The 22,897-nt window shown below is 59.9% G+C and carries 21 protein-coding genes and 4 pseudogenes; 7 read left to right on the top strand and 18 right to left on the bottom strand.

Annotation, left to right across the window (positions count from 1 at the left end; translation table 11 throughout):
- Positions 1-218 precede the first annotated feature (218 nt).
- Positions 219-542 (top strand): DUF2025 family protein, encoded by a 324-nt coding sequence (locus tag NIBR502773_RS08615; protein ID WP_027605634.1) that lies wholly within the window; start codon positions 219-221, stop codon positions 540-542.
- A 288-nt stretch (positions 543-830) separates the two neighbouring features.
- Here NIBR502773_RS08615 and NIBR502773_RS08610 read toward each other — a convergent pair whose 3' ends face one another.
- Positions 831-1,154, bottom strand: a complete 324-nt coding sequence (locus NIBR502773_RS08610; RefSeq protein WP_027605635.1) for an antibiotic biosynthesis monooxygenase — start codon at positions 1,152-1,154, stop codon at positions 831-833.
- A complete protein-coding gene (locus NIBR502773_RS08605; protein WP_141155854.1) occupies positions 1,151-1,858 on the bottom strand; it encodes a CTP synthase in 708 nt (235 codons plus the stop codon). The genes NIBR502773_RS08610 and NIBR502773_RS08605 overlap by 4 nt, the downstream gene beginning before the upstream one ends.
- 80 nt (positions 1,859-1,938) lie before the next feature.
- On the opposite strand from NIBR502773_RS08605, the gene NIBR502773_RS08600 reads away from it, so the two are divergent.
- A complete protein-coding gene (locus NIBR502773_RS08600) occupies positions 1,939-2,820 on the top strand; it encodes a LysR family transcriptional regulator (protein ID WP_141155853.1) in 882 nt (293 codons plus the stop codon).
- 32 nt (positions 2,821-2,852) lie between these two features.
- On the opposite strand, the gene NIBR502773_RS08595 is transcribed toward NIBR502773_RS08600, so the two are convergent.
- The 5 genes and pseudogenes from NIBR502773_RS08595 to NIBR502773_RS08580 form a co-directional block, all read right to left on the bottom strand.
- On the bottom strand, positions 2,853-3,374 hold the full coding sequence (locus tag NIBR502773_RS08595; RefSeq protein WP_065925253.1) for a DUF1003 domain-containing protein: 522 nt from the start codon (positions 3,372-3,374) through the stop codon (positions 2,853-2,855).
- Positions 3,375-3,458: 84 nt separating this feature from the next.
- Positions 3,459-3,896, bottom strand: a pseudogene (locus tag NIBR502773_RS31255) (methyl-accepting chemotaxis protein); the annotation flags it as partial.
- 159 nt (positions 3,897-4,055) lie between these two features.
- Positions 4,056-4,688: pseudogene (locus tag NIBR502773_RS31250) on the bottom strand (PAS domain-containing protein); the annotation flags it as partial.
- Between the two features lie 354 nt (positions 4,689-5,042).
- Positions 5,043-6,101 carry a diguanylate cyclase gene (locus NIBR502773_RS08585; RefSeq protein WP_092488883.1) on the bottom strand — a complete coding sequence of 353 codons (1,059 nt, stop codon included), beginning with the start codon at positions 6,099-6,101 and terminating at the stop codon, positions 5,043-5,045.
- A gap of 190 nt (positions 6,102-6,291) precedes the next feature.
- Positions 6,292-6,918 carry a TetR/AcrR family transcriptional regulator gene (locus NIBR502773_RS08580; RefSeq protein WP_141155851.1) on the bottom strand — a complete coding sequence of 209 codons (627 nt, stop codon included), beginning with the start codon at positions 6,916-6,918 and terminating at the stop codon, positions 6,292-6,294.
- A 123-nt stretch (positions 6,919-7,041) separates the two neighbouring features.
- Here NIBR502773_RS08580 and NIBR502773_RS08575 point away from each other — a divergent pair, with 123 nt between their 5' ends.
- The 4 genes from NIBR502773_RS08575 to NIBR502773_RS08560 all read left to right on the top strand — a co-directional run bounded on the left by NIBR502773_RS08575 (position 7,042) and on the right by NIBR502773_RS08560 (position 11,244).
- Positions 7,042-8,100: an MBL fold metallo-hydrolase gene (locus NIBR502773_RS08575; RefSeq protein WP_141155850.1), complete on the top strand. Its 1,059-nt coding sequence runs from the start codon at positions 7,042-7,044 to the stop codon at positions 8,098-8,100.
- Between the two features lie 107 nt (positions 8,101-8,207).
- A complete protein-coding gene (locus tag NIBR502773_RS08570; protein ID WP_257228226.1) occupies positions 8,208-8,993 on the top strand; it encodes a hypothetical protein in 786 nt (261 codons plus the stop codon).
- A 101-nt stretch (positions 8,994-9,094) separates the two neighbouring features.
- A complete protein-coding gene (locus NIBR502773_RS08565) occupies positions 9,095-10,600 on the top strand; it encodes an amidase family protein (protein WP_141155849.1) in 1,506 nt (501 codons plus the stop codon).
- Between the two features lie 86 nt (positions 10,601-10,686).
- A complete protein-coding gene (locus NIBR502773_RS08560) occupies positions 10,687-11,244 on the top strand; it encodes an AAA family ATPase (RefSeq protein ID WP_141155848.1) in 558 nt (185 codons plus the stop codon).
- Here the strand turns inward: NIBR502773_RS08560 and NIBR502773_RS08555 are convergent.
- The 11 genes and pseudogenes from NIBR502773_RS08555 to NIBR502773_RS08505 form a co-directional block, all read right to left on the bottom strand.
- A complete protein-coding gene (locus tag NIBR502773_RS08555) occupies positions 11,174-11,554 on the bottom strand; it encodes a helix-turn-helix transcriptional regulator (protein WP_065939105.1) in 381 nt (126 codons plus the stop codon). The two genes, NIBR502773_RS08560 and NIBR502773_RS08555, sit on opposite strands and share 71 nt — an antisense overlap.
- Before the next feature lie 94 nt (positions 11,555-11,648).
- Entirely contained in the window at positions 11,649-12,596 is a 948-nt protein-coding gene (locus NIBR502773_RS08550; RefSeq protein WP_141155847.1) for a hypothetical protein, read from the bottom strand.
- Positions 12,597-12,650: 54 nt separating this feature from the next.
- Positions 12,651-12,818 (bottom strand): annotated as a pseudogene (locus tag NIBR502773_RS30905) (MFS transporter); the annotation flags it as partial.
- 5 nt (positions 12,819-12,823) lie between these two features.
- The gene (locus NIBR502773_RS08540; RefSeq protein WP_141155846.1) at positions 12,824-13,471 is read right to left on the bottom strand and encodes an HAD-IB family hydrolase; all 648 of its coding nucleotides are present in this window, start codon (positions 13,469-13,471) and stop codon (positions 12,824-12,826) included.
- A 72-nt stretch (positions 13,472-13,543) separates the two neighbouring features.
- A pseudogene (locus NIBR502773_RS08535) lies at positions 13,544-13,720 on the bottom strand (HNH endonuclease); the annotation flags it as partial.
- Positions 13,721-14,230: a hypothetical protein gene (locus tag NIBR502773_RS08530; protein ID WP_141155845.1), complete on the bottom strand. Its 510-nt coding sequence runs from the start codon at positions 14,228-14,230 to the stop codon at positions 13,721-13,723. It lies immediately after the preceding pseudogene.
- A gap of 76 nt (positions 14,231-14,306) precedes the next feature.
- Positions 14,307-15,557: a ribonucleotide-diphosphate reductase subunit beta gene (locus tag NIBR502773_RS08525; RefSeq protein ID WP_024077017.1), complete on the bottom strand. Its 1,251-nt coding sequence runs from the start codon at positions 15,555-15,557 to the stop codon at positions 14,307-14,309.
- Between the two features lie 605 nt (positions 15,558-16,162).
- A complete protein-coding gene (locus NIBR502773_RS08520) occupies positions 16,163-17,446 on the bottom strand; it encodes an ABC transporter substrate-binding protein (protein WP_141155844.1) in 1,284 nt (427 codons plus the stop codon).
- Positions 17,447-17,480: 34 nt separating this feature from the next.
- On the bottom strand, positions 17,481-18,749 hold the full coding sequence (locus NIBR502773_RS08515; protein ID WP_141155843.1) for a DUF1479 domain-containing protein: 1,269 nt from the start codon (positions 18,747-18,749) through the stop codon (positions 17,481-17,483).
- A 131-nt stretch (positions 18,750-18,880) separates the two neighbouring features.
- Entirely contained in the window at positions 18,881-19,744 is an 864-nt protein-coding gene (locus NIBR502773_RS08510) for an AraC family transcriptional regulator (RefSeq protein WP_141155842.1), read from the bottom strand.
- Positions 19,745-19,880: 136 nt separating this feature from the next.
- Positions 19,881-20,150: a DUF2790 domain-containing protein gene (locus tag NIBR502773_RS08505; RefSeq protein ID WP_027607759.1), complete on the bottom strand. Its 270-nt coding sequence runs from the start codon at positions 20,148-20,150 to the stop codon at positions 19,881-19,883.
- A gap of 411 nt (positions 20,151-20,561) precedes the next feature.
- On the opposite strand from NIBR502773_RS08505, the gene acs reads away from it, so the two are divergent.
- Positions 20,562-22,517, top strand: coding sequence for an acetate--CoA ligase (acs, locus tag NIBR502773_RS08500; protein WP_027607760.1), 1,956 nt, complete (start codon positions 20,562-20,564; stop codon positions 22,515-22,517).
- The last annotated feature ends 380 nt before the right edge of the window (positions 22,518-22,897 follow it).

The following is a 22,897-nucleotide window of genomic DNA, read 5'->3' as shown; positions in this document are numbered from 1 at the left end:
CGTGGAGGTAGCTTTGAGAAGGCCTCCTTTTTAACAATTGATTGCGAAAGGCGCTATCACCAAACCGACATTAACGTGCGCACGTGCCAATTTTCTCGGTTTTTTTGCGCGGCATTGCAGTACTCTTGCTCGCAGCCGCCCCGCTAGAGGACGGTATTTTCTGCCACGCGTGTAAACCATCTTTCCAGTCCCTGTGGGACTTTTCAGTGAGGTTTACCATGCGCATCACCTCCGAGCTTATCTGCCAGGCCGCCGACCAACTCCACGGTTTTGTTGGCCTCAACCGCAAGACCGGCCAGTACATCGTGCGTTTCAGCGAAGACTCCTTCGGCATGGATGTGGCCGACGACGGCATTATCCCCACCGCTGAATTTGTCTGGCTGCCGGCCCCCGAGCAGACCATGACCCTGTCCCGCGAGCGTATCCAGTTGCTGCTCGACCAGAATATCGACGACCGCATCAACATCAGCGAGCCGTTGCGCGTGTACATGAAACGGGTGGAAATTCCACAGATCAGTGCGCTGCGCAGTCTGGTGAGCTAGACGGCATAGGCGGTGAGCGAGCGTTCTGTGGCAGGCCGGCTTTTTAGGGCAGCGGGCCTGTTGTGGTGAGCGGGCTTGCCCCGCGCTGGGGCGCGAAGCGGCCCCTGAACCAGACGCTGCGGTTAGTCAGGAGAACCGCGTCAACTGAATTGGGGCTGCTTCGCAGCCCAGCGCGGGGCAAGCCCGCTCACCACAACGGGCCCACTCACCACAACGGGCCTGCTCACTACAACAGACCCGCTCACCACAACAGGCCTGCTCGCCACAGAGGGCCAGGCGATACGACGGTTACTGGCCTTGGAATGTGTAGGCCCGTTCCACCTTGCACACCCGTGTTTGAAACGCCGAGTACCAGGTGGCGCGTCCTTGTTCGCGCACCGCCCGGTGCTCGGCCTGCTGCTTCCAGGCCAGGATCGCCGCCTCGCTGCTCCAGTAGGACACGGTAATCCCCAGGCCATCCTCCCGCGCCGATTCCACCCCGAGAAACCCCGGTTGATCGCGAGCCAACTCCAGCATGCGGGCGGCGGCCTGGCCGTAGCCTTGATCGCCGTCGGTGCGCAATGAGCTGAAAATCACCGCGTAGTAGGGTGGGGCCGGGGTCTTGGCGATCATGCGTATTGCTCCTGGCAGGCCTTGAGCAAGGCAATCGCTAAAGGCGGCGTGACGTCCTTGAGGGCGGTACGTTCAGGCTGGAACAGGGTGGCAACGAAAAATGGATGGTCGAGCAACTCCACCGCGCGCAGATCGCCGACTGCATCATGCCCGCTGGGAATCATCTCGCGCTCGAGCAGGGCATCGGCGAATTCGGGGTTGATGCCGTAGCGGCAGCGGTAACCTTCCTCGATGTCAAGACGACCGTAGGCCTCGGCGATGCGCGTGTAGGGTGTCAGGCGCAGGCTGTCGGTGGCGTCAACCAGTGCGCAGCTCAGGGGGGTGATCACTGCGCGTTCAGCGCCCGGCGCCAGCTCGCCATGTTCGGCATCGGCCCAGCCCAGCACGTTGCGGGCGTATTCCAGCACCGTGTGTTGAAAACCACCGCAAGTGCCGAGGAAAGGTCGCCGCTGTTCGCGGGCAAAACGGATCGCCCGCAACGCGCCGTCGGTGTCGCGGTAGGGGCTGGCGGGCACGCACCAGAAGCCGTCGAAGCCGTGCAATGCTGTGGTGGGAGTGAGGGTGTCGGTGTCGAGCCATTGCATTTGAACCTGCAAACCGAGGGTTTCGCCGGCCCGTTGCAGCGCGACGGGAATGGCCTGGTGCGCGATGACATCGGGGTTGTAATCGCCGATCAGGGCGAGGTGCAGGGTGGTGGCTTTCATCGTGTGCGTCCCATGGCTTGTGGTGTCCTGATGCGCACTATAGATTGGCGCGCACGCAATCAATATTGGCATTTGCCCACATGCTCAATGCAGCCACGCACTATCAACTCGATTACCCCGACCTGTCGCTGATCCTCGCCCTGGTGCGTGGCGGCACCCTGGCGCGGGCGGCGGCATTGTTGCGGGTGGATGTGTCCACGGTGTTCCGCGCGGTGCGACGGCTGGAGGCCGCATTGGGCCAAACGCTGTTTGAAAAAAGCCGCGCCGGCTACCTGCCCACCAACCTGGCGAGCAACCTGGCGCAGCAGGCCGAACGTGCCGAACAAGCGCTGGAGGCGGCGCGCATCGGCGTGGAGCAGGGCGGCGAGGTGATCAGCGGCACGGTGCGCCTGACCTGTACCGACTCGGTGCTGCAAGGGCTGCTGCTGCCGGCGCTGGCGCAGTTCATGCCGGACTACCCGGCGCTGACCCTGGAGCTGAGCACGTCGAATGATTTCGCCAACCTCAGCCGCCGCGATGCCGACATCGCCCTGCGCCTGACCAGGACTCCGCCGGCGCATCTGGTCGGCCGTTGCCTGGGGGCCGTGGCGTATCAGGTGTGTGCCAGCCCCACGTACGCGGATCAACACGCCGCACGCTCACTGGCGGACCTGGCCTGGATCGCGCCGGACGACTTCCTGCCCGACCACCCCACGGTGACCTGGCGCCGCGAACACCTGCCCGGCGTACGTCCCAGCTATCGCTGCAACAGCATGTTGTCGGTAACCGAACTGGTGCGGGCCGGGTTGGGGGTGGCGGCGCTGCCGGATTTTCTGCTGGATGACGGCCTGCAACCCCTGGGCCCCGCGTTGGCCGGGCACGACACCGCGTTATGGCTGCTGACGCGCCCCGATTGCCGCGCGTTGCGCTCGGTGGTGACGCTGTTCGATGAGTTGGGCCGGCATGTGCAGATGAAACCCTGACACACCCTCCCTCCCACATGGCATTCGCGTTGTTATTGAGGTTTCCGCACGTAATGCTCATGCATTTCGCACGTCAGGGTTTCGATGTGTTCGGTCAGTTGCTTGGTCATTTCCGTCAGCCGGGTGTTTTGCTCCAGCAATTCGAGCAACTGTCTGGTGGTTTGCGCGGCCTGGGCCTGGCGTTCGGTATTGGCGATGGCCAGGGCTTCACGGTGTTGCGCGTCGGCGTCGGACTGGGCTTTGTCGCGGGCCGCCTGGCGCGTCTGGGCCAGCAGGATCAGCGGCGCGGCATAGGCGGATTGCAGGCTGAAGGCCAGGTTGAGGAGGATGAACGGGTACACGTCGAAGTGGGTGATGCCGGTTACGTTCAGCACCACCCACAAGATCACGATCGCGGTTTGCGCACCGAGGAAGGTCGGTGTACCAAAGAAGCGCGCAAAGGCCTCGGCCTTGAGGGCAAAGGTATCGTTGCCGAAGGTCGGCGCCAGGTGGGCGTGGCGGCGGTGAAAACGCAGGTGATCGACGGGGGCGGTTTCGGGCTTGTCGGGGGTCATGGTCGGCTCGGGTCATCAACGTTAAGACAGTGAATCACTATAGTCCTGGCGACCTGTCTTACACATGAATAACCCGTGGCCTACTTAGTGGGCACCCCGCTCATTGGCAAACGCACTTACCGCGTGCACCGCCTCGCTGGTGCCTTCGCGAATCTGCAGCATCACCGTACCGGCCTGGTCGGCCAACTCCACGCCCTGGGCGGCGCGGTCGCGGGTCGCGTCCATGCTGTCGATGGCTTGACGGGTTTCAGCCTGGATCACCGCGATCATGCTGGAAATCTCCGTGGTGGACCCGCTGGTGCGCGCCGCCAACTGCCGCACTTCATCGGCCACGACGGCAAAACCGCGGCCTTGTTCACCCGCGCGCGCCGCTTCGATAGCGGCATTGAGCGCCAGCAGGTTGGTTTGTTCGGCAATGCCGCGAATGGTGTTGACGATGGTGGTGATCTGCTGCGAGCGCTCGCCCAGCTTGGCGATCAGTTGCGAGGAGTTGTCGATGTCCGAGGAAATTTCACGCATGCCGCTGGCTGTTTTCTGGATCACGTCGGCGCCTTTTTCCGCCATGTCCTGGGTGTGCAGCGACAGGTGATAAGCCTGGGCGGCGCTCTGCGCGTCAGCGGCATGTTGTTGCACGCGCGCGGTGATGTCCGAGGCGAACTTCACCACTTTGCGCAGGCGCCCGCTGGCGTCGTACACCGGGTTGTAGCTGGCTTCGAGCCAAACGGGCCGGCCGTTTTTATCCACGCGCTCGAACTGGCCGCTGAACAATTCACCCTGGTTCAGGCGTCGCCAGAACTCGCTGTAGGCTGAGCTCGCGGCGGTCTCTGGGGTACAGAACAGACGATGATGCTGGCCCTGGATCTGCGCCAGGCTGTAGCCCATGCGCTGCAGGAAGTTGGCGTTGGCGGTGATGATCGTGCCGTCGAGGTTGAACTCGATGACGGCCATGGCCCGGCCGATGGCTTCCAACTTGGCGTTGGCCTCGCTTTCGGCCTGCAGGCGCGGGGTAACGTCCAGGGCGTACTTCACCACTTTGATCACACGGCCCGCGTTATCACGCACCGGGGTGTAGCTGGCTTCCAGCCACACCGACTGACCATTGCCGCCCACCCGTTCGAAGGTACCTGATTGGAACTGACCCTTTTGCAGGTTGGCCCAGAGTTGCTGGTACTCGGCGCTGCGGGCGAAGGCGGGCGTGCAGAACATCCGGTGGGATTGGCCTTCGATCTGCTCGGCGCGGTAGCCCAGGGTATTGAGGAAGTTGTCATTGGCCCGCAGCACGAGGCCTTGCGGATCGAATTCGATCACCGCCATGGAGCGTTCGATGGCGTCCAGCAGGCTGGCCTGATGAGCCACGGTGTATTGCAGGGTATCGATGGTTTTCTTGTGGGCGTTGAATAGCATGTTCGGGGGCTCGGGCAAGCACGCGTCTGGGAGGATCCATGTATAGGCGCCTGCCTCCGTAAGGCATTTGCCCTACGGTTGACCTGCTCATTGTCAGCTCCCTTGTGCTGACAGCGGGGGGTGGAACAACGGGTTAAGAGTCATCAGCCTGACAAGAAGTTCGCTCCATGGGCAGGACCATTTTTGGGTAGGCGACCAATGGAGGCATTGTGCTATCTCGTGCGGGGCTGCACGGAGGATTCAGACCGGTGTCGCAGGACAACGTCAGGCGGAACAGGCTATCCGGTCGTCGTTGACACTGACTCGATTACGCCCGGTGTCCTTGGCGGCATAAAGTGCCCGGTCCGCCGCGTTCAGCCACATGGCTGCGTCGGTGAAGCGCGGCTGGAAGTCCGCCAGGCCGATGCTCAGGCTGACGCGCAATTCCGGTATGTGCGGGGTGCGGTAGTTGCCGAATGTTTCGCGCATCTGCTCCATGATCTGCGCCGCTTGCTCCAGAGGCATTTGCGGAAGAATCACACAGAACTCATCGCCACCGTAACGTCCGGCCAGGTCGTTTTCCCGCAGGTTGCGCCGCAGTTCCAGGCTCAGTTGCCGCAGCACCGTGTCGCCGACGATATGGCCGTGGGTATCGTTGATCCGCTTGAAGTGGTCAATATCGATCAATGCGATGGTGGCGTGGCTTTGTTGCTGCTGGCACTTGTGGAACTTGAGGTGCAGCAGGTCTTTCCACGAGCCGTGGTTGAGCAGGCCGGTGAGGCTGTCGGTGCGGCTCAGGGCACTGAGGGCGCGTTTATGTTCCGAGAGCTTGATCGCCAGTTGATAACAGACCATGCCGATGGCCATGGGGTAGAGGGTCAGCATCGGCAGGCAGGAGTAGACCTGCAGCAGGCTGACGTCGGGGTTGAACTGTATGCCGAACAGCGCCCATGCCACGCCGATCCCCAGCCCCTGGGCGAGCAGGCCACGCAGGAACAGGCGCCGGCCGCCGGCGGCGACGTTGTTCATGGTCATCATCGACAGGATGGTCACGGCTGTCAGCGGCGTGAACTGCGTGGCCGCCGCCCAGAACCCGCCGAGTACCGAGTCATACAGGAAGTTGCGCTGTTCAGCCTGGTAAGGGAACGGCGAGCGGGTGGACAGCTGGTACGCCAGGTGCGCCCAGGCAAACCCATTGAACAGCAGTAATGCCCAGACCCAGCCCGGCATGGCGAGCGGGTACAGGGCGCCGGTAACGCTGATGCTGCCGACACCCAGGCCGATGATCCTTGGCTGGTAGATACGCCGGGCAAATGATAGCCCTTTGCCTCGTCTGTTTTCCATAAATTCCTGGTTCAGCTGTTTTCCACATTTACCGCGGCGCGCGGTCACCGGATCGACCGTTGATCGCATAAGGCCTGTGAATATTGTCAGTTATTCCCATAGGAATAATCAGTGGCCTTCCAGGCCATTTGCGCAAAACAGAGGGCGAATGCGTCAAAAGCGACCAGGAATGTCGCTCCTGCAATGGTTTTTACTGGGGGCGGGGGGCGCTGACTTCATAGCCGGCCAGGAACAGGTCAATGGCTGACTCAATGACGCGCGCCTGGTGAGCGGCATCCAGGGTCGGCTGGCCCAACGTGATCTGCGGCCAGAACGCGAAGGCCTTGAGCAGGCTTTGGATCTGGTGGGCGGCAAACGCCGGGTCGGTGCAGGAGAGGCGGCCGTCTTCCTGGGCGGCGCGTACCCACTGGGTAAAACCTTCTTCGCGCTGGCTCAGGCGGGTGACCATGTCTTGCGCGCGTTCCGGTGAGTGGATGGTGGCGGCGATGGCTACCCGGGCCAGATCGAGGAAATTGGTGTCCGACATCATCTTCATCTTGGCTTCCAGCAACCCGCGCAATTGTTCGCGCAGCGGGCGCTCGCTGGTGTAGCTGACGTCGAGTTGGGCGGCGCTGCTGGCCCAGAGCTGGTGAAGGATTTCGGCGAACAGTTCTTCCTTGCTGGGGAAATGGTTATACACCGTGCGCTTGGACACCCCAGCGGTGGCGGCGACCTTGTCCATGCTGGTGACCTCGAAGCCGTTATCGCGAAACTCAGCGATGGCCGCTGCCACGATGGCTTGGCGTTTGCGGTCAGTGAGGCGTTGAGGGGCAGTCATGGGTGGCGTTCGGCTCTTGAGGGTAAATTACACTGGGTAGTTTACTTGCTGCGGATTTTGTTGCAATCTTGAAACTACACTGTGCAGTGTAACTTATGAGCGGACCGTAGGAGTCACTCTGTAATGGCCACCATCTCAACCCGCCTCCAGTCTCCACCTGCGGCGCCCAAGCCTGCCGAACAGGACCTGGGGCGCTTCAGCAACGAGGCCCCCGTGCAGCACGGTGGCTTTGGCAAGACCTTGCGTATTTTCTGGAACATGCTGTTTAACAAACCACGCAGCACGCGCCCGGTGGGGCAGATCCCGGTGCAACCGCTGACCCGCGAGCAATTGTTGGCGGCGCCTGATCACAGCGTGTTCCGCCTGGGGCATTCCACCGTATTGCTGAAAATGCGCGGCAAGTTCTGGCTGACCGACCCGGTGTTCGCCGAGCGTGCTTCGCCATTCAGTTGGGCTGGCCCCAAGCGTTTCCACCAGCCGCCTATCCGTCTTGAAGAGCTGCCGCCCCTGGAGGCGGTGATTCTTTCCCACAACCACTACGACCATCTTGACCATAAGGCTGTGGTCCAACTGGCCGGCAAGACCCGTTACTTTCTCGCGCCGCTGGGCGTGGGCGACATCCTGGTCAAGTGGGGTGTCGACGCCAGCAAAGTGCGGCAGCTGGATTGGTGGCAAGGCACCGAGGTGGATGGCATTCGCTTTGTCGCCACGCCGGCGCAGCACTTTTCCGGGCGCGGCCTGTTTGATGCCAACCAGACCCTCTGGTGTTCCTGGGTGATGATTGACGGCACGCGCCGCATCTTTTTCAGCGGCGACACCGGCTACTTCGACGGCTTTAAACGCATCGGCGAACAGTACGGCCCGTTCGATCTGACGTTGATGGAAACCGGTGCTTACAACGTCGACTGGCCCCATGTGCACATGCAGCCGGAGCAAACCCTGCAAGCGCATATCGACCTCAGGGGCCGTTGGCTGCTGCCGATCCACAACGGCACTTTCGACCTGGCGTTCCATGCCTGGCACGAACCTTTCGACCGCATCATGGCGCTGGCGTGGGAGCGCAATGTGTCGATTACCACACCGCCGATGGGCCAGGCGTTCAGCTTGAACCAGCCGGAGCGTGGATATGCATGGTGGCTGGAAGTGGAAACCCAAGGTGCACAAGAGCACCTTGTGGGCTGAGGGCGCAGAGGTAATGGAAAAGGAGTTTTCAAGTTGTTTCGGGTCTGCGACAGGCTCCGACGAGGATGCGATGATCCCCGGAAAATGATTTCAGGGGAGACGTTCCGATGGACAGCAAATGCAGAAAGTTTTCTCGAGCGGATGCGGTTTGCCAGGTGGGCCAGCCGTTGCCTGCGCTCTTGGATATGACCAATTCGGCGCCTTCATGCCTGCGCCCTTCCACCGATCAAGCGCCCCCCCGCAGTATCGCGTTTGATGTCGATCCCCACCCTCAAACCCACCCCAATGGTGGGGGCCTGATCCCCGGGTATAACGTACCGGCACTTCCCATCAGACCCATGCGTGATCCCTCGTTGATGCTGATTGCCTTAAGCGGTATCGAACCAGAGGGCCAGGTGATGGTGGAGGTTCCGCTGGTGCAGAACAACAGTCCCTTTACCGCCATGCAAGTGTTGGCCGGCAGGCGCGTGGGGTATGCCGACCGATACGGACGTGGCGATGGTCACGAACCGATTCAACACCGTGCGCCCTTCATACGGGCGCTGGACGTTTTGCGCCGGGCCGGGGCGCAACTGATACCGGTGCCGGCGCAACGGGTCGACGGCACCCTCACGTTCAACCTGCACACGCATAATGAAATCGATGAACTTGTAAATGAGTACCGGCTGGATGCTCTCGTGTCGGACAGCCAAAGTGCTGCATTCCATGGTGCGTGCTGGAGTGGTTACCCGAGGTTTGGCGAGGCTCTCGATGGCGGCGGGACGTTGTGGCTCTACGGTGCACGATGGTCGAAGGAATCGTTGGCGGCGCTGGCGCAGGGTTATCGCAATGCTTGTTGCCTGGAAAATGCACAGCATGGGCTACCGGGTGTGTTGAACAATCCCACGGGTTGAACTGCCTGCATCAGGCAGGATGGGGAGAGGGAAGTTTTTAGACTGGCGCACGGCTCAATGATGGTCCTTCGTCATTTCTTACTCTTCTCCCGAGGTGGTTCATGTTTGGAATTGGATATGGTGTGAATGCGTTTGTCAGCCATGCGGCGTCTTGGATGGGGTTGCCGTTGACAGCCGATACCTCCAAACCGGTACCGCCGGGAACGGAATGGGCCAGTGTTCGCGCGCTCAGTGAACAAATGGCCAGGCCAGGCGGGCTCACGTCGGAAGATCTGGTCACTTTCCTGCAGGAGCGCATTCGCAAACGCGACCCTGGATTAAACGCCATCATCGAGCTCAACCCGCAGGCGCTGGAGATTGCTCGCGAGCTGGATCGCGAGCGCGCCAGCGGCAAGGTCCGAGGACCGCTGCATGGCATTCCCGTGCTCATCAAGGACAATATCGAGACGGGCGACACCCAGCAAACCAGCGCAGGCGCCTTCGGATTGGTGGGGGCTGCGGCGATCAAGGACGCGTTTATCGTCGAACGCCTGCGCCAGCAAGGCGCAGTGATCCTGGGTAAAACCAACCTGACCGAACTGGCCGGCTTTCGCGGCAGCCCCGACGGTTTCAGCCAGCGGGGCGGGCAAACGCTCAATCCACATCAAGCGGACGCAGAGGTGGGTGGGTCAAGCTCGGGCTCGGCTGTAGCGGTCGCGGCTGGTTTGGCGCCCTTGGCCGTCGGCACCGAAACCAATGGTTCGATCGTAGTCCCGGCGGCGTTTAACGGGGTGGTCGGTTTCAAGCCGAGCGTGGGCGTGCTGAGCCGCAGCGGCATTATTCCTGCCAGCCATCGACAGGACACGCCGGGGCCCATGACGCGTTCGGTGTTTGATGCCGCATTGTTGCTCAACGCCATGTCGGGCAGCGACCCTCAGGATTCAGCCAATGTGGATGCCCCCCAAGGCATTGACTACACCGCGTTGCTCAAGCCAGGCGCCTTGAAGGATAAACGTATTGGTTATCCCGCAACCTTTTCCGTGAATGATGAAAAACTGCCGGTGGACAATAGCCCTCAGTTTCAAAAAACCCTTGATGTGCTTCGCGCACAAGTTGCAGTACTCGTACCGGTGAACATGCGGCTGGCGGATGCATCACGCTATGGCGAACTATTGTTTGCTGATGTGAAGAGTGAGTTGAATGATTACTTGGACAAGCGCGGTGGGCTGCCGGTCAAGTCAGTTTCCGAGTTGATCGCGTTCAATGAAAAACGCGATGGCAGCGACACCGACCACCAGCCGCTGCTCAAGGAAATTGACGCATCCACCCTGACATCCGAGGAGCGCAAGCCGCTATGGGATGCACTTATCCAGGATTTTCGCAGCACAGTGGATGAGCTGATTGACGGTGAAAAGCTCGATGCCGTGGTGTCGGACTTTGAAACGAACAGCTATTTTGCAGTCGCAGTGGCCGGTTATCCGGGGATCTCGGTACCTTCCGGCAAAGACGAGCACGGCATGCCGGCCAGTGCATACTTCTTTGGTGCCCGCTGGACCGAACCCACACTGCTTGCCGTAGCCCATGGCTACGAGCAAGCCGCGAAGGCAGGTTCCAGGACCGGGCGTTGAACAACAGGCGGTTGTTGGGCGTTGGCGTTTACAAACGCAAGGGCTGACGCCTTCAAAAGATACACTCAATGCGATGGAGGGACGCCATGGCCTATCGAATTCATATCCTCGGTGCTGCGGGGGCGGGCACTACCACCCTGGGCAGGGCCTTGGCAGAGAGTCTGAACGTCGCTTACTTCGACACTGACGACTACTACTGGCAGCAAACCGACGCCCCCTTCACCGTTGCCCGGCCCAAGGATGAACGCATCCGCCTGCTGCAGGAGCAGACTGCGGGCCTGGAAGGCTGGGTGCTGTCCGGTTCACTGTGCGGCTGGGGCGACGCGATGATCGCGCAGTTCACCCACGTGGTGTTCCTGCGCCTCGACCCGCACGTGCGCCTGCACCGCCTGCGCCTGAGGGAAGTGCAACGCTACGGTGATGAAATCCTGGAAGGTGGCAGCCGCCACGAGAACAGCGTCGCCTTCCTGGCCTGGGCCGCTCGTTACGACAACGGCAACCACAGCCTACGCAGCCTGCGTCGGCATGAAACCTGGTTGACGGCACTGACCTGTCCGGTGATCCGCTTGGACTCTACGCACCATGGGGTTGGGGCGCTGGTGAATCAATTGATGCCGCTGTTGAGCCCATCAACCGCGACATAATGTTTTGTGCTGCGGGTTCGGCAGGGGCGGTGTCAAACCGCCGTACACTCATGCCCCACCCCGGCGCAAACCCCGGAAAAAACACCAGCCCCTGCGCCTCAAACCGAAACGCCAATGCCAGGCGGGCTTCATCAGCCACGTCGCCCTGGCTTTCGAACTGTTGGATGGCATCCACCGTTACACCCGCCTGGCGGGCCAGCTCCTCGCGGCTCCAGCCCAGCATCGCGCGGGCCTGTACGCTGTGTTTGGCGGTGAATTGATGCAGGACGATCTGCTGTTCTACGAAAGAGCTCATTGCCAGAGAGGACATGGGGTTTCTCCAGGGTTCGACGGGGGAGGACAAACTATACTGTGTTTTTGTACAGTTGTTTTGACCGCTCATCAACTGGATGTTTATCGACCCACTATTCCAACCCCGGCGCCTCACGAATGATCAGGTGATCGAGGTTCTCGATATTCGCGCTGAACACCCCGAAGGTCTGCTCGGGGTTTTTCTTGCTGGGCACGTGTTTCAGCTCCGGTGTGACCCCGTAGAAGAAACAATACAACGCCCGTTCACTGTCCGCCGCAGCCCTGATCTGCTCCAGGAACGCCTTGCGCTTGCGGTAGTTCTCGATGAGCTTTTTGCTCAGGTAGACGTTGACCGAGTAGGGCTTTTTGTCGAGCCACACCTTCTTTTCGAAGTCGATGCGAAAGCTGCTGGTGTAGTCCTTGATCGCTTTGACCTTGCCCCAATAGATCAGGCCCTTGTTGTCTTGCAGGTATTCGATCTTCTTGAAAAACGCCGCGTAAGTCGCGGTGTGCTCGCCGATTTTCAGCGGCATGCTTTTCAGCTTTTCCTTGTCGTGGATGTTCGACACAAAACACTCCACCGGGTGGGCGAACACGCTGGTTTTGTCCGGGGTGGTGTCGCTGGCACTGACAGATTCGCCGCTGCGGGTTGAAGGTGTTTTGGCTGAATCTTGTGGGACCAGCCCCTCGGTGCCGACCTCCGCGGTTTTACGCTCGTACGTACGACGTGTCAGTACAAACTCCGATGGGAAATTATCCTCACGCTCATCGTCGTTTTCGCCTGCTGCACCCTTGTGGAGGCTGGCATAGCGGCAGCCGTCGATATGCCGGGTGCTCGGCGTGTTTTTGAAGTGCGGGGTGCGTTGGTAGTTGACATTCCTGGCGTTGAACGTGCTCAGCACATTGCCTGCTTCGAAGGCGGCACGACAGGCATCGTTGGGGCACAGGAAACTGTCCTGGTCGGAATCGTAGGCGGCGGTTTCGTCGAAATTCAGGTCTCGTACGTCGTAGATCGACAGCTTGTCATCGAGACTCAGGCTGTAGGCCGTGTCGAATTTCATGGGGCTCGGGTCCGTGAGAGGTTTCGCTATTAATAGCGGGAACCCGCGCAAATATCAGCAAGAACCTGCAACCCGGCGTCCGCTGAGGAAGCACAAGGTCCCACCTATCGCTGTGAGTGTACCCAAGGCATAGAACATGCTGGCCGGCGCTGCGTTGATCAGCAGATACCCGCATATCACCGGGCTCATTGCCCCGCCGAACGCCGCCAGGTTCTGCGCCCCCCGCATCACCGCTGCAACCGAGCCCGCTTTTTCTTCTTGGCATGAAAATGCCGAAAATGCGCATCCTGTGCCGCCGCCAACAACTCCTGATCCCCACGCGTATCGCCCCAGGCCCGCAGCCGATACTCGCCCAAATCGCCATACACCGCTTCCAGCCTTAGCACCTTATTTTCACACCGGCAGTTATTCCCGGTGAGCTTGCCGGTCAACACCCCGTCGACCACCTCAAGCTCAGTGCCAATCAACTTGATCCCAAGCCGATCGGCAAACGGCTGCAGCACCAACGCCGGCGACGCCGAACACAGCGTCACCACCGCCCCCGAGCCCAACTCCTGCTCCACCGACAACACCCCCGCCGGGCGCATCAACCGTGCCCAATTGCGCTGGCAATACTCCTCGGCCTTCTGCTGCACCCACGTCTTCTCCACCCCGGTCATAAAGGTGCGGATCAACTGCGCCTTCAACTCATCCCGGCTTATCTGCCGCACCAAAAAGCGCAGCCCGGGCACCGCCAGCTTGACCATCCGGCCATAAAACTCGCCGGTGCCAAAGGCAAACTTGAGGAAGGGCACGAAACTGTCGTGGTGGGTCAGGGTGCCGTCGAAGTCAAAGACGGAGAGTACTTTGGCATCCACAGGGCCGGCTTCGAGCATGTCTGGGTTCACGGGTTGGCCTCGGTCCTATCTAGTATTTTTTGAGCGTGCATCAGGTGTGACAGCAGGAGTCTACTCCCGTGCCAATCTTCCGACCTTGGCGTAAAGCCCCTCGGTGAAAGCCTCCCGGTCACTCGACCGGTGACAACGCTGATGGCAATTGGGGCACAAGGCTACAGCATTGGTGATGCGATCCGAACCCTTCTGGGCCAGGTGCTTGACGTGATGTACTTCAAGAAATGGCAAACCTTACGGATAGTCCATTTTTTCCAGTCGTTCAAGGGCCTTGTCCAGCGCTGTTCGTTGTTCGTATAACCTCAAGCGCAGGTCGAGACGCTGTTCTTCTTGCTTTGCGATTGTCAGCGCCGTGGGATTATCCCGTAGCTGTAGCGCCTGCTGATGGATCATTTCAATGTTGTTGGCAACGATGTTTACTGCTCTCTTCGCAGAAATTTTGTCTGCTTTGGCCATATGTTGGGCTTTCAACAAAATACCGCTTGCAATCAAACTACCGCCGGCTGCGGCGATGGTGTAGCTGACAAGTGCGGCGGCTAGTTTAAGGTCAGTAAAGTATTTAGCCGCTTCGCCATTAGCAGCGATCTCTTGCAAACTATAGGAAAGATATCCACCCACGAGTGCTAGAACAAAACCTGTGATGTAGAGGACGAACGGATTTCTGAAGACAAATCCACCGAGAAACATCCAGGCAGCCATTCCGAGTATCGTGATAATTAATAGCGTGGCGTAGAGCAGTTCCATTTGCTGATGTGACCTTCTAAATGCTATTTGCAAAAAAAGAGCTGCCCTTGGGCAGCTCTCTTTGGTGGTACTGACTTTAATCCCAGCTCAGCGCACCGCCCGTCTGATACTCAATAACCCGAGTCTCAAAGAAATTCTTCTCTTTCTTCAAGTCCATAATCTCGCTCATCCAAGGGAACGGGTTAGTCGTCCCCGGATACTCTTCCTTCAACCCAATCTGCGACAGGCGACGGTTAGCGATGAACTTGAGGTAATCCTCCATCATCGCCGCGTTCATCCCCAGCACCCCACGCGGCATGGTATCCCGCGCATATTCAATCTCCAGTTGCGTCCCCTGCAGAATCATCTGGGTCGCTTCTTCCTTCATCTCGGCATCCCACAGGTGTGGGTTTTCGATCTTGATCTGGTTGATCACATCGATACCGAAGTTCAGGTGCATCGACTCATCGCGCAGGATGTACTGGAACTGCTCCGCCACGCCGGTCATTTTGTTGCGGCGGCCCATGGACAGGATCTGGGTGAAGCCGCAATAGAAGAAGATGCCTTCCAGCACGCAGTAGTAGGCGACCAGGTTGCGCAGCAGTTCCTTGTCGGTGTCGACGGTGCCGGTTTCGAACTTCGGATCGGAGATCGAACGGGTGTACTTCAGGCCCCACGCCGCTTTCTTGGCCACCGATGGAATCTCGTGGTACATGTTGAAGATCTCGCCTTCATCCATGGCCAACGATTCGATGCAGTACTGGTAGGCGTGGGTGTGGATCGCTTCTTCGAAGGCCTGGCGCAGGATGTACTGGCGGCACTCCGGGTTGGTGATCAGGCGGTACACGGCCAGCACCAGGTTGTTGGCGACCAGGGAGTCGGCGGTGGAGAAGAAGCCGAGGTTGCGCATGACGATGCGGCGTTCGTCGTCGGTCAGGCCTTCGGGGTTTTTCCACAGGGCGATGTCGGCGGTCATGTTGACCTCCTGCGGCATCCAGTGGTTGGCGCAGCCGTCGAGGTATTTCTGCCAGGCCCAGTCGTACTTGAAGGGCACGAGTTGGTTGAGGTCGGCGCGGCAGTTGATCATGCGCTTTTCGTCAACGGCGACGCGGGCGGAGGCGCCTTCGAGTTCGGCGAGGCCTTCGGCGACGTCGAGTTTGTCCAGGGCGGCCTTGGCGCGCACGATGGCGGCGGAGTCACTGGCGGTGACGGCGCGGGCTTCGATGGCGGCAGCGGCGCCGGCACCGTCGAGGCGGTCCATGTTGGCTTCGGTGGCGTGGCCGGCGTTGGCGCCTTTGGTGGCTACTTCGCCGTCTTCTTCTTTGTCGAATTCGTCCCAGCTCAGCATGACGTGTCGTCTCCTGCGTGAGGGCTCAAAGGTGCCCGTGTGAAACCGGATGGTTGGGTGTTCACACGGCCCTGAGGCCGCGGTGGATCTTAAGGAATCGTTTGTTGCAGCTAGCGCACGCATTAAACGGAATAGGCTAACGGGTGCTCTGCGTGAGGCTTGAGGGGCGGAGCGACAGGTACATGCTCCAGCGCAGGCTCAAGGTCTGGCTCTTCGTCCCTGTGTAAAGGGATATTGCAGGCCCGATTTACCCGCGCATTATAGGGAAAAATTCGGCTTTGTGTTGCGGCGGATGGCCTCAGCGGTCGGCCAAAATGCGTGGGGTTACGGCCAGAGTGTTGGTTTGTAAGGGTTTGCTGCTTGAGGATTTTTTTAGCGGCGAGTGGTGGTGTCCAGTCGTCGGGAAATCGCCTTGTGGCTTGTATGCGGCTGTTGTGGCTAGCGGGCTTGCCCGCGCTGGGCTGCCAAGCAGCCCCAGTCAAGGCGCTGAGGTTTTCCTGAGAGAACTCGGCGCCTGATTGTGGGGCCGCTTCGCTGCCCGACGCGGGGCAAGCCCGCTCGCCACAGGGGAGTGTGGCGGCTTTGACGGTTGTTTAGATAGCGGATTACTGGGCCGCCGCTTTAATGCTGGCGAACATCTGCTTACCCGCCTTGGCCGGGTCCGCATCTTTATTGCTCATGAAGTTGCTTACCACATCAAACACCGCGCCCTGCACGGCTTGGGACGTTGACATGTTGAACGCCATGCTCGGCGCCAGCGTGCCGGCCTTTTCCGCCTCGGCGAAATCCTTGGCGGAAGCTTGGGCGCAGCTGTCGAATGGGCTCATGTCGAGGCCCTTGATGACCGGGATCGAGCCTTTGTTCTGGTTGAACACCGTTTGGAATTGCGGCTCCAGGGCGATCTTGGCCAGGTCGTCGCGGGCGGCGTTGTTACCGGGCGTGTCGTTTTTGCTCGACAGCTTGAACATCGCCAGTGAGTCGATGGTGTAGCTATAGATGCCTTGAGTGCCGGGGAAGGGCGCGCATTCATAGTCGGGGCCGGCCTTTTTGCCGACGGCGCTCCATTCGCTCTTGGCCCAGTCGCCCATGAGTTGCATGCCAGCCTGGCCGTTGATGACCTTGGCGGTTTCCATGTTCCAGTCCTGGCCGGCGCCGTTGGGGTCCATGTAGGTCTTCAGTTTGCGCAGGGCGACGAACACTTCGGTCATTTTCGGATCGGTGAAGGTGGCTTCATCGTTGTCGATAAAGGCCTTTTTGAAGCCATCGGCGCCAAGGATGCTCAGTACCAGGCCTTCGAATACGGTGGTGTCCTGCCATGGCTGGCCGCCGTGGGCGATCGCGATAAAACCGGCGGCCTTGAGCTTGTCGCCGGCGGCGTAGAGTTCTTCCAGAGTGGTAGGGGCATGGGCGACCCCGGCTTTGCGCAGCACGTCGGGGTTGGTCCAGAGCCAGTTGATGCGGTGGATATTCAGCGGCACGGCAACGTAGTGGCCGTCGAATTTCATCAGCTCGGCGATGCTCGGCGGCAGCAGGGTGTCCCAGTGGTTGGCCTGGGCGACGTTGTCGATGCTGGTCAGCAGGCCCAGCTTGCCCCATTCCTGGATGTCCGGCCCTTTGATCTGCGCGGCGGAGGGTGGGTTACCGGACACTGCGCGAGTCTTGAGCACGGTCATGGCCGCCGCGCCACCGCCACCGGCGACGGCGCTGTTTTGCCAGGTGAAGCCGTCTTTTTCGATCAGTTGCTTGAGCACGTCGGCTGATTTGGCTTCGCCGCCCGACGTCCAGTAGTGGACGACTTCGACGCTGCCTTTGCTCTCAGCCGCCTGGGCGGTGAGCGTACAGAGGCTGGCGAAAGAGACTGCAAGGGCAAGGCGATTTAGGAGATTCATAGGGGATACCTTTTTTTGTTGTTATGGGCAGGGTTTATTCCAATCCCAGGCCTTTGCGGCCCAGGCTGTTGAGTTGTCGAGGGGTGAAGCGGTCTTGCCACTGTTGCTCGTAGTCTTCCCGGGGGAAGTCGTCCGGCGAGACACCTTGCTCGAATGCCCTGAACACGTCCTTGGCGTAACGCAGATTTTTCGGACACATGGGGGCGGCCGGGACATACATCACATTGCCCCAGCCCTGCTGGTTTTCCACCGGGGCGACGCTGTGGATTACGTCGCAGTGCCACCACACCGAGTCGCCGGCGTGCACGTCCGGAATGGGTGTCATGCCCTGTACCAGCAACGGGTGCCATTTCTCTGAGATGGGCAGCACTTTGCCGGGCGCCACGCCGCACAATTCATCCTCGGGTACGTCGTCCAGCAGCGGGCGCAGAAGCATATAAGCCATGGCCTTGGGGATCGGCAGCGTATGCAGCACACCCTGGTCGGCACGCATATCGCACAGTGCCGTCCAGCCCTGGAAGGTGCGGAAGGCCGAGCATTTCACCGTGTCCTTGTAGGCATATTCGTCGACCTCGGTGCGATGCGCGGCATCCCATGGGTCGTACGCCTGGAAGTCATTGCGGTAGATCTTGTCGAAGACCTTCAGGTAGGCCGGATGCAGCCAGCGTTCCAGCGCCCCGGAGTCGGTATGCGGTCCAAGGCCTTTGGATGTGGTGCCCGGTGGGCGCCGGCGGACGCGGTCCGGGTACAGCGCGTTGATGTCCGGATCGAACCATTGCTGGCCTTGGGAATGGGTGGTCCACAACCGGTTGAGGAAGGATTGCGCAGCGCCCATGCGCGGGTGCTGACGCACTTGCATCTGGGCGTCGGACCAGTAGATCGGAAATATCTCCGGGCGGGAGGCGTCGAGGTTGCCGAAAAAGGTGTCAGCCGGGCCGCGATACACCCTGTCGAAATGGTTGTTGTCGAGGTAGTCCAGCAGGCTCTTGTCCCACCCCAGCACTTGCTCGCGCGCGAAGTGATTGCGGATCACCAGGCAGCCCCTGCGCTTGATCAGGGCGCGTTGCGCGTCTGTCACTTGGCCGTTGGCGATCGTGTCGAAATCCAGTTCCGGCCAAGCCGAACCGCTCAGCGCCTGCTGGGCTTTGATCGAGGCGATTTCATCGGCAATGAAAGCGCTGACCTCGGCAAACAAGGCGTTCACATCGCCGATCTGCGCGCGCAGGGTTTTCTTCATGTTGACGATGTTGCGCCGGTAGTCGTCCGGCAGCTCGGCACTTTCGAAGGCGTGATAATTACTCATGGGGTGGCCTGTATTGTTGTTATGCATACAGGTATGGAATCACCGGGGCTGCCTGGGCAGCAGTCCGGTTAGACGCGTTGAGCAGTACGATTGTGGCGTTTGTTGCGTCGTGAATGGAAGAATCGGCTTGGTTACTGGAAGTGATGCCCGTGCTGGGCGCGAAATTGCGAAGGCGTGAGACCTTTTAGCGCTCTGAACTGGCGATTGAACAACGCCTGGGAGACATAGCCGACCTGCTCGGCTATGGCACTGACCGCCAGGTTGCCCTGCATCAGCAGTGCACAGGCATGTCCGATGCGCAGGCGCACGATGTAGTCCAGCACCGTGCAGCGTGTGTGTTTGCGAAACATGCGATGGAGGGCCGACACGCTGACGCACGCCATCTGCGCCAATTGCGGAATGCCCACGGGCTGGGCGTAGTGGGCATGCAGATAATCCAGCACGCGACGTATGCGCGGGTCTTCGATTACCTGAGGCGCGGCGTTTTCCACCGCAATACGCTGCGCGGCGACGTCTCGTGACAACAGGTTGAGCACGGTCAGCAAAGAGATCAGCCGCTGCGATGCATCCTGCTCGACCATGGCTTCGATCACGGGGCGCAGGACCCTTGAGGTGCTGTCACTGAAACTTAGCGCCTGCTGGGCTGCGGCCAGCAACGCGCGGGTCGGGGCCATTTCGGGAAACAGGCGCACCAGCGATTCCGCCCAGGCTTCGGAAAACCAGATGACGAGTGCGACGTGCGGCTGGGTCGGGTCAATACGTTCGGCAGACGACCAGCTGTGTGGCACGTTCGGGCCCACCAGAACCAGGTCGCCGTCGTCGTAGAGCGCCACATCGTTGCTGATATAGCGATGCCCGCGGCTATTGAGGGTGAGGGTCAGTTCGTATTCGGGATGGTGATGCCACTCAAACGGGATCGCCTCCGGCAGCCTGCGGTTCAGCAGGGTCCAGGAGGTATTGGCCTCGGTGGGGATCTTCTCGAAACTGGCTCGCATGAATGCATCCTGCCGTACAGGAAAGGTAGCGACGCCACAATCGTAGCATTCGATTCAAGCGAGGGGAGGGGGCCTCGCCGCAAGAACGATTTCTTGCGGCAAATAAGATCACGCGCAGATCACACTAACTAAGTTGTTATCCGTTCGAACAGCCATTGCCCATTACATGGTAGTTAAGAATATGACGCTGACCCTGTGAGTCTTCATATTCCATCTTTACCGGCACAACTTCGCAAACTTCCGGGATCGTGCTCATGGACAATACTTTGGCCACATCCAGCTTGGTGCTATAGGTGTAGTCCTCAACAATCGGGGCGTTCTGGCCGGCCAGCTCGGTCGGGGCCTCGTCGGCCAGGGCGGCGGTGGCGCACAAGCTGCTGAGGGCCATAACTACGAGAGCTTTCATTTCTTTACTTACCTTCTTCAGGGCGAAAGGGGTCACGGGGCCCTTGTGAGGCCACGTGTATAACTTAGGATTGGTTAGTTCGGATTAACGTGCCTTCGTGGGGGCTGTTACGTTGTTAATCACTGTTGTGTTAATCACAATGCCTTGGTTGGCGGAAGTGATTCTAGGCCTGCGGGTTATATTCATATACCCGTGCTTTTGATAAAGACTGTTGGCGGTTTTTGTAACAATCCCGTGGTAAAGGTTTTTTCACCCACCCGCAAAGCCCCGCAGGCTGCGGGCCAGAGCGGCAAACGGGGATAGCAGGGCATTTTGTAGGGTCTTGTTACTACCATCGTCGAATGGTTCTATAGGCCCACCCCGGATACAACTGGGTCATACAACAACAACTATGTCACCGAGGTAAGAAAGATGAGTGCGGCTTCCCTGTACCCCGTTCGCCCCGAAGTAGCAGCCAACACGCTGACCGACGAGGCAACCTACAAGGCCATGTACCAGCAGTCGGTGGTCAACCCCGACGGTTTCTGGCGCGAGCAAGCCAAGCGCCTTGACTGGGTCAAGCCTTTCACCGCGGTGAAGCAGACCTCTTTCGACGATCACCATGTCGACATCAAGTGGTTCGCCGATGGCACCCTGAACGTTTCCTACAACTGTCTGGACCGTCACCTCGCCGAACGTGGCGACCAGGCGGCGATCATCTGGGAGGGCGATGACCCGGCCGAGAGCCGCACCATCACTTACCGCGAGCTGCACGAGGAAGTCTGCAAGTTCGCTAACGCCCTGCGTGGCCAGGATGTGCATCGCGGCGACGTGGTGACCATCTATATGCCGATGATCCCCGAAGCCGTGGTCGCCATGCTGGCGTGTACCCGCATCGGTGCGATCCATTCGGTGGTGTTCGGCGGTTTCTCGCCGGAGGCCCTGGCCGGTCGCATCATCGACTGTAAGTCGAAGGTGGTGATCACTGCCGATGAAGGCATTCGCGCCGGTAAGAAAATTCCGCTGAAGGCCAACGTCGACGACGCGCTGACCAACCCGGAAACCAGCAGCATCCAGAAGGTCATCGTGTGCAAGCGCACCAATGGCCAGATCAAGTGGAACCAGCATCGCGACATCTGGTACGAAGACCTGATGAAGGTGGCGGGCACCGTGTGTGCGCCCAAGGAGATGGGCGCCGAAGAAGCGTTGTTCATCCTCTACACATCGGGCTCCACCGGCAAGCCTAAAGGCGTGCAGCACACCACCGGCGGCTACCTGTTGTACGCGGCCCTGACCCACGAGCGTGTATTCGACTACCGCCCGGGCGAAATCTACTGGTGCACCGCCGACGTCGGTTGGGTCACCGGCCACACCTATATTGTCTACGGCCCGCTGGCCAATGGCGCGACCACCTTGCTGTTCGAAGGTGTGCCGAACTACCCGGACATTACCCGGGTGGGCAAGATCGTCGACAAGCACAAGGTCAATATCCTCTACACCGCCCCGACCGCGATCCGCGCGATGATGGCGTCCGGCACCGCTGCCTGCGAAGGCGTCGATGGCAGCAGCCTGCGCCTGTTGGGGTCGGTGGGTGAGCCGATCAACCCGGAAGCGTGGGACTGGTACTACAAGAACGTCGGCCAATCCCGTTGCCCGATCGTCGACACCTGGTGGCAGACCGAAACCGGCGCCACCCTGATGAGCCCGCTACCGGGCGCCCATGCACTCAAGCCGGGTTCTGCCGCGCGGCCGTTCTTCGGCGTGGTACCGGCGTTGGTGGACAACCTGGGCAACATCATCGAAGGCGCCGCCGAAGGCAACCTGGTGATTCTCGACTCGTGGCCAGGCCAGGCCCGTACCCTGTACGGCGACCATGACCGTTTTGTCGACACGTACTTCAAGACCTTCCGTGGCATGTACTTCACCGGTGACGGCGCCCGTCGCGATGAAGATGGCTACTGGTGGATCACCGGCCGTGTGGATGACGTGTTGAACGTATCCGGCCACCGCATGGGCACTGCCGAGATCGAAAGCGCCATGGTTGCCCACCCTAAAGTCGCCGAAGCGGCGGTGGTGGGTGTGCCGCACGACATCAAGGGCCAGGGCATCTATGTGTATGTGACCCTGAAGAATGGCGAAGAGCCCAGCGAAGCCCTGCGCCTGGAGCTGAAGAACTGGGTGCGCAAGGAAATCGGGCCGATTGCCTCGCCGGACGTGATCCAGTGGGCACCGGGCTTGCCGAAGACGCGCTCGGGGAAAATCATGCGCCGTATCCTGCGCAAGATTGCCACGGCCGAGTACGACGGGCTGGGCGATATTTCCACCCTGGCGGACCCGGGGGTAGTGGCGCATTTGATTGAGACCCACAAGACCATGAACGTCGCGTAAGACGGGCTGGTCAGACAAAGCCCCATTCGGTGTGAGCCGGGTGGGGCTTTTTTGTGAGTGCTTGAAATCGAAGGAGATCCAAATAAATATCGGTTTTTCGCGTAGGAGGTTTCTGAATGTTACCGAGTGGCACAAATGTGTAACCCATCGCCCAAACCTGAGGCAAAGGGCTACGCTTATGCCCCGAAAAACCGCGCTTTAGACACCCCGAGCCATAAGATTAAACGCCACACTTGCCGTGCTAGAAGGGTTTGCGAATAATAGGCCCGCAATTTGCAGCATCAACAGGTTTAATATCTTTTGTCTCTGCATAAAATTCAGAGGCTGTCAATGTGCTGGAACCGCTTTCTCAGTGCTTCTGTAAATTGTTGTCGCATTGA

Origin of the sequence: Pseudomonas sp. NIBRBAC000502773 (assembly GCF_006517195.1) — a bacterium.
GTDB classification, from domain to species: domain Bacteria; phylum Pseudomonadota; class Gammaproteobacteria; order Pseudomonadales; family Pseudomonadaceae; genus Aquipseudomonas; species Aquipseudomonas marginalis.
The sequence above is the reverse complement of the archived record's forward strand: the minus strand, read 5'-3'. Positions and strand labels throughout refer to the sequence as shown.

What these genes read in the sequence shown, in the direction of transcription:
- NIBR502773_RS08560 (WP_141155848.1), top strand. Translation starts at nt 10,687, where the DNA reads ATGGCCTATCGAATTCATATCCTCGGTGCTGCGGGGGCGGGCACTACC.
- NIBR502773_RS08585 (WP_092488883.1), bottom strand. Translation starts at nt 6,101, where the DNA reads ATGGAAAACAGACGAGGCAAAGGGCTATCATTTGCCCGGCGTATCTAC.
- NIBR502773_RS08600 (WP_141155853.1), top strand. Translation starts at nt 1,939, where the DNA reads ATGCTCAATGCAGCCACGCACTATCAACTCGATTACCCCGACCTGTCG.
- NIBR502773_RS08505 (WP_027607759.1), bottom strand. Translation starts at nt 20,150, where the DNA reads ATGAAAGCTCTCGTAGTTATGGCCCTCAGCAGCTTGTGCGCCACCGCC.
- NIBR502773_RS08575 (WP_141155850.1), top strand. Translation starts at nt 7,042, where the DNA reads ATGGCCACCATCTCAACCCGCCTCCAGTCTCCACCTGCGGCGCCCAAG.
- NIBR502773_RS08515 (WP_141155843.1), bottom strand. Translation starts at nt 18,749, where the DNA reads ATGAGTAATTATCACGCCTTCGAAAGTGCCGAGCTGCCGGACGACTAC.
- NIBR502773_RS08570 (WP_257228226.1), top strand. Translation starts at nt 8,208, where the DNA reads ATGGACAGCAAATGCAGAAAGTTTTCTCGAGCGGATGCGGTTTGCCAG.
- NIBR502773_RS08525 (WP_024077017.1), bottom strand. Translation starts at nt 15,557, where the DNA reads ATGCTGAGCTGGGACGAATTCGACAAAGAAGAAGACGGCGAAGTAGCC.
- NIBR502773_RS08530 (WP_141155845.1), bottom strand. Translation starts at nt 14,230, where the DNA reads ATGGAACTGCTCTACGCCACGCTATTAATTATCACGATACTCGGAATG.
- NIBR502773_RS08615 (WP_027605634.1), top strand. Translation starts at nt 219, where the DNA reads ATGCGCATCACCTCCGAGCTTATCTGCCAGGCCGCCGACCAACTCCAC.
- NIBR502773_RS08555 (WP_065939105.1), bottom strand. Translation starts at nt 11,554, where the DNA reads ATGTCCTCTCTGGCAATGAGCTCTTTCGTAGAACAGCAGATCGTCCTG.
- NIBR502773_RS08520 (WP_141155844.1), bottom strand. Translation starts at nt 17,446, where the DNA reads ATGAATCTCCTAAATCGCCTTGCCCTTGCAGTCTCTTTCGCCAGCCTC.
- NIBR502773_RS08580 (WP_141155851.1), bottom strand. Translation starts at nt 6,918, where the DNA reads ATGACTGCCCCTCAACGCCTCACTGACCGCAAACGCCAAGCCATCGTG.
- NIBR502773_RS08605 (WP_141155854.1), bottom strand. Translation starts at nt 1,858, where the DNA reads ATGAAAGCCACCACCCTGCACCTCGCCCTGATCGGCGATTACAACCCC.
- NIBR502773_RS08610 (WP_027605635.1), bottom strand. Translation starts at nt 1,154, where the DNA reads ATGATCGCCAAGACCCCGGCCCCACCCTACTACGCGGTGATTTTCAGC.
- NIBR502773_RS08540 (WP_141155846.1), bottom strand. Translation starts at nt 13,471, where the DNA reads ATGCTCGAAGCCGGCCCTGTGGATGCCAAAGTACTCTCCGTCTTTGAC.
- NIBR502773_RS08595 (WP_065925253.1), bottom strand. Translation starts at nt 3,374, where the DNA reads ATGACCCCCGACAAGCCCGAAACCGCCCCCGTCGATCACCTGCGTTTT.
- NIBR502773_RS08510 (WP_141155842.1), bottom strand. Translation starts at nt 19,744, where the DNA reads ATGCGAGCCAGTTTCGAGAAGATCCCCACCGAGGCCAATACCTCCTGG.
- NIBR502773_RS08550 (WP_141155847.1), bottom strand. Translation starts at nt 12,596, where the DNA reads ATGAAATTCGACACGGCCTACAGCCTGAGTCTCGATGACAAGCTGTCG.
- acs (WP_027607760.1), top strand. Translation starts at nt 20,562, where the DNA reads ATGAGTGCGGCTTCCCTGTACCCCGTTCGCCCCGAAGTAGCAGCCAAC.
- NIBR502773_RS08565 (WP_141155849.1), top strand. Translation starts at nt 9,095, where the DNA reads ATGTTTGGAATTGGATATGGTGTGAATGCGTTTGTCAGCCATGCGGCG.